The organism is Burkholderia sp. Se-20373 (assembly GCF_017104705.1).
Taxonomy (GTDB): Bacteria; Pseudomonadota; Gammaproteobacteria; order Burkholderiales; family Burkholderiaceae; genus Burkholderia.
The window spans coordinates 1-13,152 of record NZ_JAAGPH010000109.1 but is presented as its reverse complement, the minus strand read 5'-3'; the positions used below and the strand labels follow the sequence as shown (position 1 = coordinate 13,152).

13 protein-coding genes are annotated in these 13,152 nt (G+C 69.2%); all 13 read left to right on the top strand.

Annotation, left to right across the window (positions count from 1 at the left end):
- Positions 1-13: 13 nt before the first annotated feature.
- Complete coding sequence (locus tag G3N96_RS27890) at positions 14-406, top strand: methylglyoxal synthase (protein WP_043188929.1); 393 nt, start codon at positions 14-16, stop codon at positions 404-406.
- A 175-nt stretch (positions 407-581) separates the two neighbouring features.
- Positions 582-1,556: a quinone oxidoreductase gene (locus tag G3N96_RS27885; protein WP_124582708.1), complete on the top strand. Its 975-nt coding sequence runs from the start codon at positions 582-584 to the stop codon at positions 1,554-1,556.
- Between the two features lie 192 nt (positions 1,557-1,748).
- The gene (locus tag G3N96_RS39755; RefSeq protein WP_256093628.1) at positions 1,749-1,871 is read left to right on the top strand and encodes a hypothetical protein; all 123 of its coding nucleotides are present in this window, start codon (positions 1,749-1,751) and stop codon (positions 1,869-1,871) included.
- A complete protein-coding gene (gene kdpF / locus G3N96_RS27880) occupies positions 1,868-1,960 on the top strand; it encodes a K(+)-transporting ATPase subunit F (RefSeq protein ID WP_006752209.1) in 93 nt (30 codons plus the stop codon). The genes G3N96_RS39755 and kdpF overlap by 4 nt, the downstream gene beginning before the upstream one ends.
- Positions 1,957-3,762 (top strand): potassium-transporting ATPase subunit KdpA, encoded by a 1,806-nt coding sequence (gene kdpA, locus G3N96_RS27875; RefSeq protein WP_206139191.1) that lies wholly within the window; start codon positions 1,957-1,959, stop codon positions 3,760-3,762. Before kdpF ends, kdpA begins: the two co-directional genes overlap by 4 nt.
- A 54-nt stretch (positions 3,763-3,816) precedes the next feature.
- Positions 3,817-5,901 carry a potassium-transporting ATPase subunit KdpB gene (gene kdpB, locus G3N96_RS27870; protein WP_011352735.1) on the top strand — a complete coding sequence of 695 codons (2,085 nt, stop codon included), beginning with the start codon at positions 3,817-3,819 and terminating at the stop codon, positions 5,899-5,901.
- Between the two features lie 25 nt (positions 5,902-5,926).
- Complete coding sequence (gene kdpC, locus G3N96_RS27865; RefSeq protein WP_206139190.1) at positions 5,927-6,508, top strand: potassium-transporting ATPase subunit KdpC; 582 nt, start codon at positions 5,927-5,929, stop codon at positions 6,506-6,508.
- Positions 6,509-6,670: 162 nt separating this feature from the next.
- Positions 6,671-9,514 carry a DUF4118 domain-containing protein gene (locus tag G3N96_RS27860; RefSeq protein WP_206139189.1) on the top strand — a complete coding sequence of 948 codons (2,844 nt, stop codon included), beginning with the start codon at positions 6,671-6,673 and terminating at the stop codon, positions 9,512-9,514.
- Positions 9,507-10,205, top strand: a complete 699-nt coding sequence (gene kdpE / locus G3N96_RS27855; RefSeq protein ID WP_039370506.1) for a two-component system response regulator KdpE — start codon at positions 9,507-9,509, stop codon at positions 10,203-10,205. Before G3N96_RS27860 ends, kdpE begins: the two co-directional genes overlap by 8 nt.
- Positions 10,206-10,363: 158 nt before the next feature.
- Entirely contained in the window at positions 10,364-10,648 is a 285-nt protein-coding gene (locus tag G3N96_RS27850; protein WP_089431503.1) for a DUF333 domain-containing protein, read from the top strand.
- A gap of 145 nt (positions 10,649-10,793) precedes the next feature.
- Positions 10,794-11,114 carry a quaternary ammonium compound efflux SMR transporter SugE gene (gene sugE, locus G3N96_RS27845; RefSeq protein ID WP_206139188.1) on the top strand — a complete coding sequence of 107 codons (321 nt, stop codon included), beginning with the start codon at positions 10,794-10,796 and terminating at the stop codon, positions 11,112-11,114.
- 217 nt (positions 11,115-11,331) lie between these two features.
- Positions 11,332-11,949: a DUF4126 domain-containing protein gene (locus G3N96_RS27840; RefSeq protein ID WP_011352729.1), complete on the top strand. Its 618-nt coding sequence runs from the start codon at positions 11,332-11,334 to the stop codon at positions 11,947-11,949.
- Positions 11,950-12,056: 107 nt separating this feature from the next.
- The coding region (locus tag G3N96_RS27835) for an FtsX-like permease family protein (RefSeq protein ID WP_346778914.1) at positions 12,057-13,152 on the top strand (1,096 nt) is incomplete at its 3' end.

Here is a 13,152-nt window from a genome sequence, read left to right as displayed (position 1 = left end):
GAAGGATCTGGAGATGAGCAAACCCCGCATCGCATTGATTGCGCACGACGCGAAGAAGGACGAGATCGTCGCGCTCGCGGGCGAATTCCGCACGACGCTCGCGCAATGCCGGCTGGTGGCGACCGGCACGACGGGCGGCCGCATCGCGGACGCGCACGGGCTCGAGGTCGAGCGCAAGCTGTCTGGGCCGCTCGGCGGCGACCTGCAGATCGGTGCGGAACTGGCCGACGGCCGCATCGACATCGTCGTGTTCCTGCGCGACCCGATGACCGCGCAGCCGCACGACCCCGACATCACCGCGCTCGTGCGCGCCTGCGACGTGCACGACGTGCCGGTCGCGACCAACGTCGCCACCGCGCGGATGCTGCTCGACGATCTGGCGCGCAACATGCAGGACGTCTGCTGAGGGCGGCCCGCGCCCGATTGCCCCTGCTGGCGGCAGGGCCATGCACGGATGGCCGCGGCGCGCGAGAATCGTGCGTCGCGACGCGCGCTTGCCGGCCGGTACCCGCATGAGGCCGGCTCCGCGGATCGGCGACCCGGATTTTTCCCTGACCGAATCAGAAACGAGGAGCGAAACGATGCCGAAAGCAATCCGATACGACCAGCCGGGCGGCCCGGACGTGATGAAGTGGGTCGATGTCGAGGTCGGCGAACCGAAGGCGGGTGAAGTCCGTATCCGGCAGCACGCGGTCGGCCTCAACTACATCGACGTCTATTTCCGCACCGGCCTTTACCCGCAAGCGCTCCCCGGCGGGCTCGGGATGGAGGCGGCAGGCGAGGTGACGGCGGTCGGCGAAGGCGTGACCACGTTCAAGGCGGGTGATCGCGTCGCGTACGTCGGGCAGCCGCCGGGCGCATACGCGCAGGAACGCGTGATGCCGGCCGAGCGGCTCGTGAAGCTGCCGGACGGCATCAGCTACGACGACGCGGCGTCGGTGATGCTGCAGGGCCTGACCGCGCACTACCTGTTGCGCCGCACGTATCCGGTGAAGGCCGGCGACACGATCCTGATCCACGCGGCGGCCGGCGGTGTCGGCCTCCTCGTGTGCCAGTGGGCGAAGGCGCTCGGTGCGACCGTGATCGGCACGGTCGGCTCCGACGAGAAGGCCGCACTCGCGAAGGCGCACGGCTGCGACCATCCGATCGTCTACACGCGCGAGAACTTCACGCAGCGCGTGAAGGAGATCACGAACGGCGCCGGCGTGCCGGTCGTCTACGACTCGATCGGCAAGGACACCTACATCGGCTCGCTCGATAGCCTTGCGCCGCTCGGCTATTTCGTCAGCTTCGGCAACGCGTCGGGCCCGCTGCCGCCGATCGACTCGAAGGAATTCTCGTCGCGCGGCTCGCTGTTCTTTACGCGGCCTACGCTGTTCTCGTACATCGCGAAGCGCGCCGATCTCGAAGCCGCGGCCGCCGAACTGTTCGACGTGCTGCTGTCGGGCAAGGTGAAGACGAGCATCAACCAGCGCTACCCGCTCGCGGAAGTCGGCCGCGCGCATGAAGATCTCGAAGCGCGCAAGACCACCGGCTCGACGATCCTCGTTCCCTGACCTGTCTCCCCGTGCCGGCGCCATGCCGGCACGCGCGGGTCCGGGCGGCGCCACGGCGCCGTCCGTCCCGCCTCCCGGTTTCCTTCGTCCTCCCCCGACTTCCACGTTTACGCGTTTTTTATACGTGCCCCGATACCTTTGACCCGTCCTTTACGTGCGTTCCCATAAGGTTCTAGTCGTCTGATTTCGACGATGGAGAACAGAAAAATGGATGGGGTATTTATCGGCGCACTGGTGCTCTTCACCGCGCTGATCCTCGGTTTGATCGCCGGTTGCGACAAGCTCGTGCAATACGGTCGCGGGGGGCGGGCATGACCTGGATGCTTTGGCTGGCGGGCGCCTCGACGGCCCTGCTGTTCGCGTATCTCGTCTTTGCGCTGCTGCGCGCGGAGGACATCGAATGAACGCGAACAATCTCTTTCAGACGCTGCTCTTCATCGTCGTGCTGCTGGCGGCGGCCGTTCCGGTCGCGCGCTATCTGTCCGCGGTGATGGACGGCAGCGCGCGCGTCGTGCGCGTGCTCGGGCCGCTCGAGCGCGCGCTGTACCGCATCGCCGGCGTCGACGCCGGCAGCGAGATGAACTGGAAGCAGTACGCGGTCGCGACGATCGCGTTCAACGCGCTCGGCGCGCTGTTCCTCTACGGCCTGCTGCGCCTGCAGGGCTTCCTGCCCGGCAACCCGCAGCAGTTCGGTGCGATGACGGTCGACGGCGCGTTCAACACGGCCGTCAGCTTCGTCACCAACACGAACTGGCAGGACTACACGCCCGAGCAGACCGTCAGCTACCTGACGCAGATGCTCGGCCTGACCGTGCAGAACTTCCTGTCGGCGGCAACCGGCATCGTCGTCGTGATCGCGCTGATCCGCGGCTTCGCACGCCATACCGCGCAGACCATCGGCAACTTCTGGGTCGACCTCACGCGCGTGACGATGTACGTGCTCGTGCCGATGTCGATGCTCATCGCCGCGCTGCTGATGAGCCAGGGCGTGATCCAGAACATGAAGTCGTACCAGGACGTGCCGGTGCTGCAGGCGAGCACCTACGCCGCACCGAAGCTCGACGCGCAGGGCAATCCGGTGAAGGACGACAAGGGCAACCCGGTGACGGTGCCGACCCCGCTCACGAAGCAGACGCTCGCGATGGGCCCGGTGGCGTCGCAGGAAGCGATCAAGATGCTCGGCACCAACGGTGGCGGCTTCTTCAACGCGAACTCCGCGCACCCGTACGAGAACCCGACGCCGTTCGCGAACTTCCTGCAGATCTTCGCGATCCTGATCATCCCGGCCGCGCTGTGCCTCGTGTTCGGCCGCATGATCGGCGACCGCCGGCAGGGCATCGCCGTGCTCGCGGCGATGACGGTCGCGTTCGTGCTCGCGATCGGCTTCGAGGTGAGCGCCGAGCAGGCCGGCAACCCGACGCTCGCCGCGCTGCACGTCGACCAGTCGGCGAGCGCGCTGCAGCCGGGCGGCAACATGGAAGGCAAGGAAACGCGCTTCGGCATCGCGCAGACCGGCATCTTCACGGTCGCGACCACGGCCGCGTCGTGCGGCGCGGTCGACACGATGCACGATTCGCTGACGCCGCTCGGCGGCCTCGTGCCGATGCTGCTGATGCAGCTCGGTGAGGTGGTTTACGGCGGGGTCGGCTCGGGTCTCTACGGGATGCTCGTGTTCGCGCTGCTCGCGGTGTTCGTCGCCGGCCTGATGATCGGCCGCACGCCGGAATACGTCGGCAAGAAGATCGAAGCGTACGAGATGAAGATGGTGTCGATCGTCGTGCTGCTCACGCCGCTGCTGGTGCTGGTCGGCACGTCGATCGCCGTGCTCGCCGATGCGGGCAAGGCCGGCATCGCGAACCCGGGGCCGCACGGCTTCTCGGAAATCCTGTACGCGTTCAGCTCGGCCGCCAACAACAACGGCAGCGCGTTCGCGGGCCTGACGGTCGGCACGCCGTTCTACAACTGGATGACCGCGATCGCGATGTGGTTCGGCCGCTTCGGCACGATCGTGCCGGTGCTGGCGATCGCCGGCTCGCTCGCCGCGAAGAAGCGCATCGCGGTGACGAGCGGCACGCTGCCGACGCACGGTCCGCTGTTCGTCGTGCTGCTGCTCGGCACCGTGCTGCTGGTGGGCGCGCTGACCTACGTGCCGGCGCTTGCGCTCGGCCCGGGCGTCGAGCACCTGATGATGTGGCTGGGCGCGTGATGCGCGCCCGCATGGCGACACATTGAAAAGACTGAAGAGATTGAAGAGATCGCAATGACTCAACATTCCGCAACACGGTCCATGTTCGATCCGGCGCTGCTGCGCCCGGCGATCGTGGACTCGTTCAAGAAACTCACGCCGCGCACGCAGTTCCGCAATCCGGTGATGTTCTGCGTGTACGTCGGCAGCATCCTGACCACGATCCTGTGGATCGCGGCGCTCGCCGGCCAGGCCGAGGCGCCCGCGGGCTTCATCCTCGCGATCGCGCTGTGGCTGTGGTTCACCGTGCTGTTCGCGAACTTCGCCGAAGCGCTCGCCGAAGGGCGCTCGAAGGCGCAGGCCGCGTCGCTGCGCAGCGCGAAGAAGGACGTGATGGCGAAGAAGCTCAACGAGCCGCATCCGAAGTCGCCGATCCGCATCACGACCGCGACCGAGCTGCGTAAGGGCGACGTCGTGCTGGTCGAAGCGGGCGACGTGATCCCGGCCGACGGCGAGGTGGTCGACGGTGTCGCGTCGGTCGACGAATCGGCGATCACCGGCGAATCCGCGCCGGTGATCCGCGAATCGGGCGGCGACTTCTCGTCGGTGACGGGCGGCACGCGCGTGCTGTCGGACTGGATCGTCGTCAAGGTCACCGCGAACCCGGGCGAGGCGTTCCTCGACCGGATGATCGCGATGGTCGAAGGCGCGAAGCGCAAGAAGACGCCGAACGAGATCGCGCTGACGATCCTGCTCGTCGCGCTGACGATCGTGATGCTGCTCGCCACCGCGACGCTGCTGCCGTTCTCGATGTTCTCGGTCGAAGCGATGAAGGCCGGCCACGTGGTGACGATCACCGCGCTCGTCGCGCTGCTCGTGTGCCTGATCCCGACGACGATCGGCGGCCTGTTGTCCGCGATCGGCGTGGCCGGGATGAGCCGGATGATGCAGGCCAACGTGATCGCGACGTCGGGCCGCGCGGTGGAAGCCGCCGGCGACGTGGACGTGCTGCTGCTCGACAAGACCGGCACGATCACGCTCGGCAACCGCCAGGCATCGACGTTCGTGCCTGCACCGGGCGTGACCGAGGAAGCGCTGGCCGATGCCGCGCAACTGTCGTCGCTCGCCGACGAAACGCCCGAAGGCCGCAGCATCGTCGTGCTCGCGAAGGAGCGCTTCAACATTCGCCAGCGCGACATGGGGCAACTGCACGCGACGTTCATCGGCTTCTCCGCGCAGACGCGGATGAGCGGCGTCGATCTGCCCGGCCGCGAAATCCGCAAGGGTGCGGCCGACGCGATCCGCAACTACGTCGAGTCGCACGGCAGCCGCTTCCCGGAAGAAGTGCGCCGCGCGGTCGATGAAGTCGCGCGCCGCGGCAGCACGCCGCTCGTCGTCGCCGACCTGCATGAAGGTGCGGCGCGCGTGCTCGGCGTGATCGAGCTGAAGGACATCGTGAAGGGCGGCATCAAGGAGCGCTTCGCGGAGCTGCGCAAGATGGGCATCAAGACCGTGATGGTGACGGGCGACAACCGGCTGACGGCCGCGGCGATCGCGGCGGAGGCGGGCGTCGACGATTTCCTCGCGGAAGCGACGCCGGAAACCAAGCTCGCGACGATCCGCGAGCACCAGGCGGCTGGCCGCCTCGTCGCGATGACCGGCGACGGCACCAACGACGCGCCGGCGCTCGCGCAGGCCGACGTCGCCGTGGCGATGAACACCGGCACGCAGGCGGCGAAGGAAGCCGGCAACATGGTCGACCTCGACTCGAACCCGACGAAGCTGATCGAGATCGTCGAGATCGGCAAGCAGATGCTGATGACGCGCGGGTCGCTGACGACGTTCTCGATCGCGAACGACATCGCGAAGTACTTCGCGATCATCCCGGCCGCGTTCGTGACGACGTACCCGCAGCTGCGCGTGCTCGACATCATGCACCTGACGTCGCCGGCGTCGGCGATCCTGTCGGCGGTGATCTTCAACGCGCTGATCATCGTCGCGCTGATTCCGCTGGCGCTGAAGGGCGTCACGTACCGGCCGCTCGGCGCGGCGTCGCTCCTGCGCCGCAACCTGCTGGTGTACGGCCTCGGCGGCGTGCTGCTGCCGTTCCCGTTCATCAAGCTGATCGACATGACGCTCGCTGCACTCGGCTGGGCCTGAGCCGGCCGTATTTGAAGGAAACATCATGAAAACGTTGATTCGTCCGCTCGTCGTGCTCTTTGTCGTCCTCGCTGCCGTGACGGGGCTCGCCTACCCGGCCGTGATGACCGTGTTCGGCCAGGCCGCATTCCCGTCGCAGGCGAACGGCAGCCTGATCGAGAAGGACGGCAAGGCGGTCGGCTCCGCACTGATCGGCCAGCCGTTCGATGCGCCGAAGTACTTCTGGGGCCGGCTGTCGGCCACGACGCCGATGCCGTACAACGCGACCGGCTCCGGCGGCTCGAACCTCGGCCCGCTGAACCCGTCGCTCGCCGACCAGGTGAAGGGGCGCATCGCCGCGCTGCGCGACGCGGGCACCGACATGTCGAAGCCCGTGCCGGTCGACCTCGTGACGGCGTCGGCCAGCGGCCTCGATCCGGAGATCACGCCGGCCGCCGCCGCGTATCAGGTCGAGCGCGTCGCGAAGGCGCGCAACCTGGCGCCCGACGCGGTCGCGCAGCTCGTCGCCGCGAATACGGCGGGCCGCCAGTTCGGCGTGCTCGGCGAACCGCGCGTGAACGTGCTCAAGCTGAACCTCGCACTCGACGCGGCACAGGCCGCGCACTGACCGCGCGTCCGGGTTTCCGGCGGCAACCGGCGTCCGGCGCGGCCCGCTCCGCGCCGGACGCGCATTTTCCCGACGGCGCATGCGCCGTCTTTGCCTTTTGCGGCGATTTGGAACAACAATGCTCGTACTCGCGCGCATCCGGGCGCTCCGCCTTTCTGACGCATGAATCGTCCCGATCCAGACCAACTCCTCGACAAGCTGCAGCGTGACGAAGAAAAGCAGCGGCGCGGCCAGCTCAAGATCTTCTTCGGCGCATCGGCCGGTGTCGGCAAGACCTACGCGATGCTGCAGGCCGCGCGCCAGCGCCTGCAGGAAGGCGTCGACGTCGTCGTCGGCATCGTCGAGACCCACGGGCGCAGCGAAACCGCCGCGCTGCTCGACGGCCTCGACGTGCTGCCGCTCGCGCGCATCGACTATCGCGGCCGCACGCTCGCCGAATTCGATCTCGACGGTGCGCTCGCGCGTGAGCCGCAACTGATCCTCGTCGACGAGCTCGCGCATTCGAACGTGCAGGGCGCGCGGCACCTGAAGCGCTGGCAGGATGTGTACGAGCTGCTCGACGCGGGCATCGACGTCTACACGACCGTCAACGTCCAGCACCTCGAAAGCCTGAACGACGTGGTCGGCGCGATCACCGGCATCCGCGTGTGGGAGACCGTGCCCGACCGCGTGTTCGACGCGGCCGACGAAGTCACGCTGGTCGACCTGCCGGCCGAGGAGCTGCTCGAGCGGATGCGCGACGGCAAGGTCTATCTCGCGCAGCAGGCCGAGCGTGCAGTGCGCAACTTCTTCCGCAAGGGCAACCTGATCGCGCTGCGCGAACTGGCGCTGCGGCGTACGGCCGATCGCGTCGACGCGCAGATGCGCGAATACCGCGCCGACCGCTCGATCCAGCGCATCTGGCAGGCCCGCGAGCGGCTGCTCGTGTGCGTCGGGCCGGGCCCGGAGGCGCCGACGCTCGTGCGCGCGGCCGCGCGGCTCGCCGCGAGCCTGAAGGCCGACTGGATCGCTGTCTATGTGGAGACGCCGCGCCTGCAGCGGCTGCCCGATGCGCGACGGCAGCGCACGCTCGATGCGCTGAAGCTCGCGGCCGAGCTCGGCGCGGAGACGGCCACGCTCGCCGGCGCCGACGCGGTTGCCGCGCTGATCGGTTATGCGAAGGTGCGCAACGTGTCGAAGATCGTCGCGGGCGGCTCGCCGAAGGTCGGGCTCGTGCGCCGCTTCGTGCGGCCGTTCGGCGAGAAGCTTGCCGAACGCGCGGGCGACGTCGACCTGATGCTGATCCGGGCGTCCGCGAGCGACGAGGCGCGCGCGGCACCGCTTGACGCACGTGCGCGCGACTGGCGCGACGCGTTCGCACAGTTCGGCACGCATCGTTCGCCGCCGCGGCACTACGTGTATGCGGCCGCGATCTGCGCGGCGATCACGGTGGTCGCGAGCCTCGTGTCCGAGCGGCTCGACCTCACGAACCTCGTGATGCTGTACCTGCTCGGCGTCGTGTTTTCGGCCGTGCGGCTCGGGCGCGGCCCGGGCGTGCTGCAGTCGTTCCTGTCGGTGGCCGCGTTCGATTACTTCTTCGTGCCGCCGCGCATGTCGTTCTCGGTCAGCGACACGCAATACCTGCTGACCTTCTTCGGGATGCTGCTGACGTCGCTCGTGATCAGCCACCTGACGTCGACGCTGACGCGCCAGGCGAGCGTCGCGCAGCGCCGCGAGCGCCGCACCGGCGCGATCTACGCGATGGCGCGCGAGCTGGGCGCGGCGCTGACGACCGAGCAGATCGTCGAGATCGGCAGCCGTCACGTGGGCGAGGTGTTCCGCGCGCGCGTCGCGTTCCTGCTGCCCGACAGTGCGGACAAGGTACGGCAGAAGATCGAGGAGCCCGATGCGGCCGTCACGCTGACGGGCACCGACCTCGACAGCGACGTCGGCCAGTGGGTGTACGACCAGCAGAAGCCGGCCGGCCGCGGCACCGATACGTTGCCCGCGACGGCCGCGCTGTACCTGCCGCTGAAGGCGCCGATGCGTACGCGCGGCGTGCTCGCGGTCGCGTCGCGCGAGCCGCGCGAACTCGAGGTGCCGGAGCAGCAGCGGATGCTCGACGCGTTCGCCGCGCAGATCGCGCTCGCGCTCGAACGCGTGCACTACGTCGAGATCGCGCGCGACGCGCTCGTCAACATGGAGTCCGAGCGGCTGCGCAACTCGCTGCTGTCGGCGATCTCGCACGACCTGCGCACGCCGCTCACGACGATCGTCGGCTTCTCGTCGATGCTCGCGAACGGGCGCACGGCCGCGCAGGGCGGCGACGCCGCGGCGGCCGAACGCTTCGCGCAGCGCGAGGGCGAACTCGTCGACGCGATCCACGACGAGGCGCTGCGGATGACTGGCATCGTCACGAACCTGCTCGACATGGCGCGGCTGCAGGCCGGCAGCCTGCAGTTGAAGCGCCAGTGGTCGCTGCTCGAGGAAACCGTCGGCGCCGCGCTCGCCGCCTGCAAGCGCGTGCTTGCGCGCCATCCGGCGCGCGTCGTGCTGCCGGCCGACCTGCCGCTCCTGCAGATGGATGCGGTGCTGATGGAGCGCCTGTTCACCAACCTGTTCGAGAACGCGGCGAAGTACACGCCGGCCGATACGCCGCTCGACATCGGCGCCGAGCGCGTGACCGACGACGGGCTGCCGTTCGTGCGCGTGCTCGTCGACGATTACGGTCCCGGCCTGCCGGCCGGGATGGAAACGCGGATCTTCGACAAGTTCACGCGCGGCGAGAAGGAATCGGCGACGCCGGGCATCGGCCTCGGCCTCGCGATCTGCCGCGCGATCGTCGAAGCGCACGGCGGTAAAATCGGCGCGTTCAACCGTACGGCACCCGACGGCCACGTGACGGGCGCGCGTTTCTGGTTCACGCTGCCGGTCGAGACGCCGCCGGCCGCGCCTGCCGTACCCGACGACGAACCCGAAGTGCCGGGTGCGTCGTCCCCATCCGAATCATTGCCAGATCATGAGTGAACCCAGCCTGACCGTCGTCCTGATCGAGGACGAAAAGCAGATCCGCCGTTTCGTGCGCGCCGCGCTCGAGGAGGAGGACATCGCGGTGTTCGAGGCCGAGACGGGCAAGCAGGGGCTGATCGACGCGGCGACGCGCAAGCCCGATCTCGTGATCGTCGATCTCGGCCTGCCCGATACCGACGGCCTCGACGTGATCCGGGAATTGCGCGGCTGGTCCGAGGTGCCGGTGATCGTGCTGTCCGCGCGCACGCAGGAAGAAGAGAAGGTCGCGGCGCTCGACGCAGGCGCCGACGATTACCTGACCAAGCCGTTCGGCGTGTCCGAACTGCGCGCGCGGATCCGCGCGCAACTGCGCCGGCGCAACCAGGGTGGCGCGAACGAGTCGCCGAAGGTGACCTTCGGCACCGTGACCGTCGATCTCGCGCTGCGCCAGGTGTGGCGCGACAACGAGATCGTGCACCTGACGCCGCTCGAATACCGGCTGCTCGCGACGCTCGTGCGGCACGCGGGACGCGTGCTCACGCACCGCCAGCTGCTGCGCGACGTGTGGGGGCCGTCGCACGTCGAAAGCCACCACTATCTGCGCATCTACATGGCGCACCTGCGCCAGAAGCTCGAGCGCGACCCGGCGCAGCCCGAGTACATCGTGACGGAGACGGGCGTCGGTTACCGGCTGGTCGGCGCCGCATGACGCGCGTAGCCGCGGCGCAACGGCGCCCGTGCGCGTGACGTCGCGTGCCGGCAGGGTTGCGCCGGCGCGACAGTCTCGCGGCCGGCACGCGCGTTGCACACCCGGCGCTCATTCCCCGTTATCCTGACCGTTCCGCGAACGAAAACGAGGAGCGTGCAATGTCCGTCCGTCTGGTCGTCATCTGTGCGCTGGCGCTTGCCGCGTCTGGCGCGTTCGCCCAACCGCTGCCGCCCGGGCAGCAACCGTCGTCGCAGCAGCAGGCGATGGCCAATCCCGCGTCGGTCAATTGCGCCAAGCTCGGCGGCCGCCACACGACCCGCAACCTGTCGAGCGGGCAGGTCGGCATGTGCGTGTTCAAGGATGGCCGCGTGTGCGAGGAGTGGGCGCTGTACCGCGACGACCGCTGCGTCGCCGGCGTCACGCCGAAGCGCGTGTCGAACTGACCGGGCCTGGCCGATCGCGCCCCCGATCGGCCGCCGGCCACGCGCCGTGTCCGTAAGCATCTTGTTATACTCGGCGCCGCCCGGGGACGACCCCGGGTCATTCGCTTCAACGGGGACGGCCCCATCCGATACGGAGTACGTCGAGATGGCGTGGGTATTGTTGTTCATTGCCGGTTTGCTGGAAGTGGCCTGGGCGGCCGGCATGAAATCGTCGGACGGCTTCACGAAGCTCGGTCCGTCGGTGTTGACGATCGTGACGGCGCTGGCCAGCTTCGGGCTGCTCGCGGTCGCGATGCGCCAGTTGCCGCTCGGCACCGCGTACGCGGTGTGGACCGGCATCGGCGCGGTCGGTGCGTTCGTATTCGGCATCGTGGTGATGGGCGAGGCGCTGACCGTTGCGCGCGTCGCGAGCGCCGTGCTGATCGTCGCGGGGCTGATCGGCCTGAAGCTGTCGTCGGCTGCGTAACAAATGGCACCCGGGCGCACGTGCAGCCGGTTACCGCACTGCGGAATTGCGCCGGCCGTGCGCCTGGCCTGTCTATAATGGAACGCATTCGGGCCTGAATACCGTCGTGCTTCTCGCGGCACGCGGTGCCGGTCGCCACGCGCCGCGCGGCCGGCCTGTCCGACCCGATCCGATCCGATCAATCGGCAAAGCGCACGGAAAGTGCAAGGAGAGGGCCATGATCGAAGCCATTTCGCTCGGCGCGGGGCTCGCGTGGGCGAGCGGCCTGCGCCTGTACCTGACCGTGCTGATCGCCGGCGTGCTGGCGCGGTTCGGCTGGCTCCACCTGCCCGACACGCTGGCTGTCCTGATGTCGCCGTGGGTCATCGGCGCCGCGGCCGTGCTCACCGTCACCGAATTCCTTGCCGACAAGATCCCCGCGTTCGACTCGCTGTGGGATGCCGTGCACACCTTCATCCGCATTCCGGCCGGCGCCGTGCTCGCAGCCGGCGCGCTCGGCCATGCCGATCCGACCGTGCTCGCGGTCGCGGGGCTCGCCGGCGGCTCGCTCGCCGGTGCCGCGCACGTGGCGAAGGCCGGCACGCGCGCGATGATCAATCTGTCGCCGGAGCCGATTTCGAACTGGATCGCGTCGTCGACCGAGGACGGCCTCGTGGTCGGCGGCCTCGTGCTCGCGTTCTTCGTTCCGCTCGCGTTCCTCGTGCTGCTTGCCGCCTTCATCGCGGCGTCCGCGTGGGCGCTCCCGCGCCTGTGGCGCGGGGTCTCGGGCGGCTTTCGCGGGATGGCGAACCACATGGTGTCGCGGCTCAACTCGATCGGGGGGAAGCGCGATTGAAGGGTCGGCAACCTGCGGCGCAGCCGCCGGCCGGGCAATCCGGCCATGAGGTGAACGCGCATGCCGGCCGCTTCGGCCTGCGCGACCTGATCCGCCAGGCCGCCCGCATGACCGCGCGCGACTGGCGCGCGGGCGAGTTGACGCTGCTCGTGCTGGCACTGGTGCTCGCGGTCGCGGCGCTGACGAGCGTCGGCTTCCTCGCGGACCGGCTGCGCCAGGGGCTCGAGCGCGACGCGCGCCAGATGCTCGGCGCCGATTTCGTCGTGCGGGCCGATCGTCCCGTCGATCCGTCGTTCGACCAGCAGGCCCGCGCGCTCGGCCTGCGTACCGCGACGACCGCCATCTTTCCGAGCATGATCGCGTCCGCCACGGGCGGGCAGGCGACCGACGCGGCGCCGTCGCGCCTCGCGGCCGTGAAGGCCGTGTCGCCCGGATATCCGTTGCGCGGCGCGGTCGAGATCCTGCCGGCCGGCGCGGCCACCGCGCAGAAGGCGGCCGCGATTCCCGCGCCCGGCACCGTATGGGCCGATCCGGCGCTGCTCGATGCGCTGCACCTGAAGGCGGGCGATACGGTGCGCGTCGGGCTGCGTACGTTCAAGGTCGCCGCGTCGATCTCCCGCGAGCTGGATCGCGGGTTTTCCTTCGTCAATTTCTCGCCGCGGCTGATGATGCGCGCGGACGAACTGGCCGCGACGGGTCTCACCGGCTATGGCAGCCGTGTCACGTACCGGCTGCTGGTTGCCGGCGACCAGCAGGCCGTCGCGCGTTTCGAGGCGTATGCGCACGCACGTGTCGACGGCGGGAAGCTGCGCGGCGTCGGTCTCGAGTCGTTGCAGGAAGGCCAGCCGCAGGTGCGGCAGACGCTGGATCGCGCGCGCCACTTCCTGACGCTCGTCGCGCTGCTCACCGCGCTGCTCGCGGCGGTCGCGATCGCGATGGCCGCGCAACGCTACATGCGGCGCCACCTCGACGGCTGCGCGACGATGCGCTGCCTCGGCGTGAGCCGCCGCACGCTCGGCGCGCTGTTCGCACTCGAATTCGCCGGCATCGGGATCGTGTCCGGCGCCGCAGGCGCGGTGCTCGGCTACGGCGGCCACTGGGCGTTGCTGGCCGCGCTCGGCGGCCTGATCGACGTGGTGCTGCCGCCCCCGACGCCGTGGCCGGCGCTGATCGGCACCATCACGAAGCTGGGCCTGCAGACGG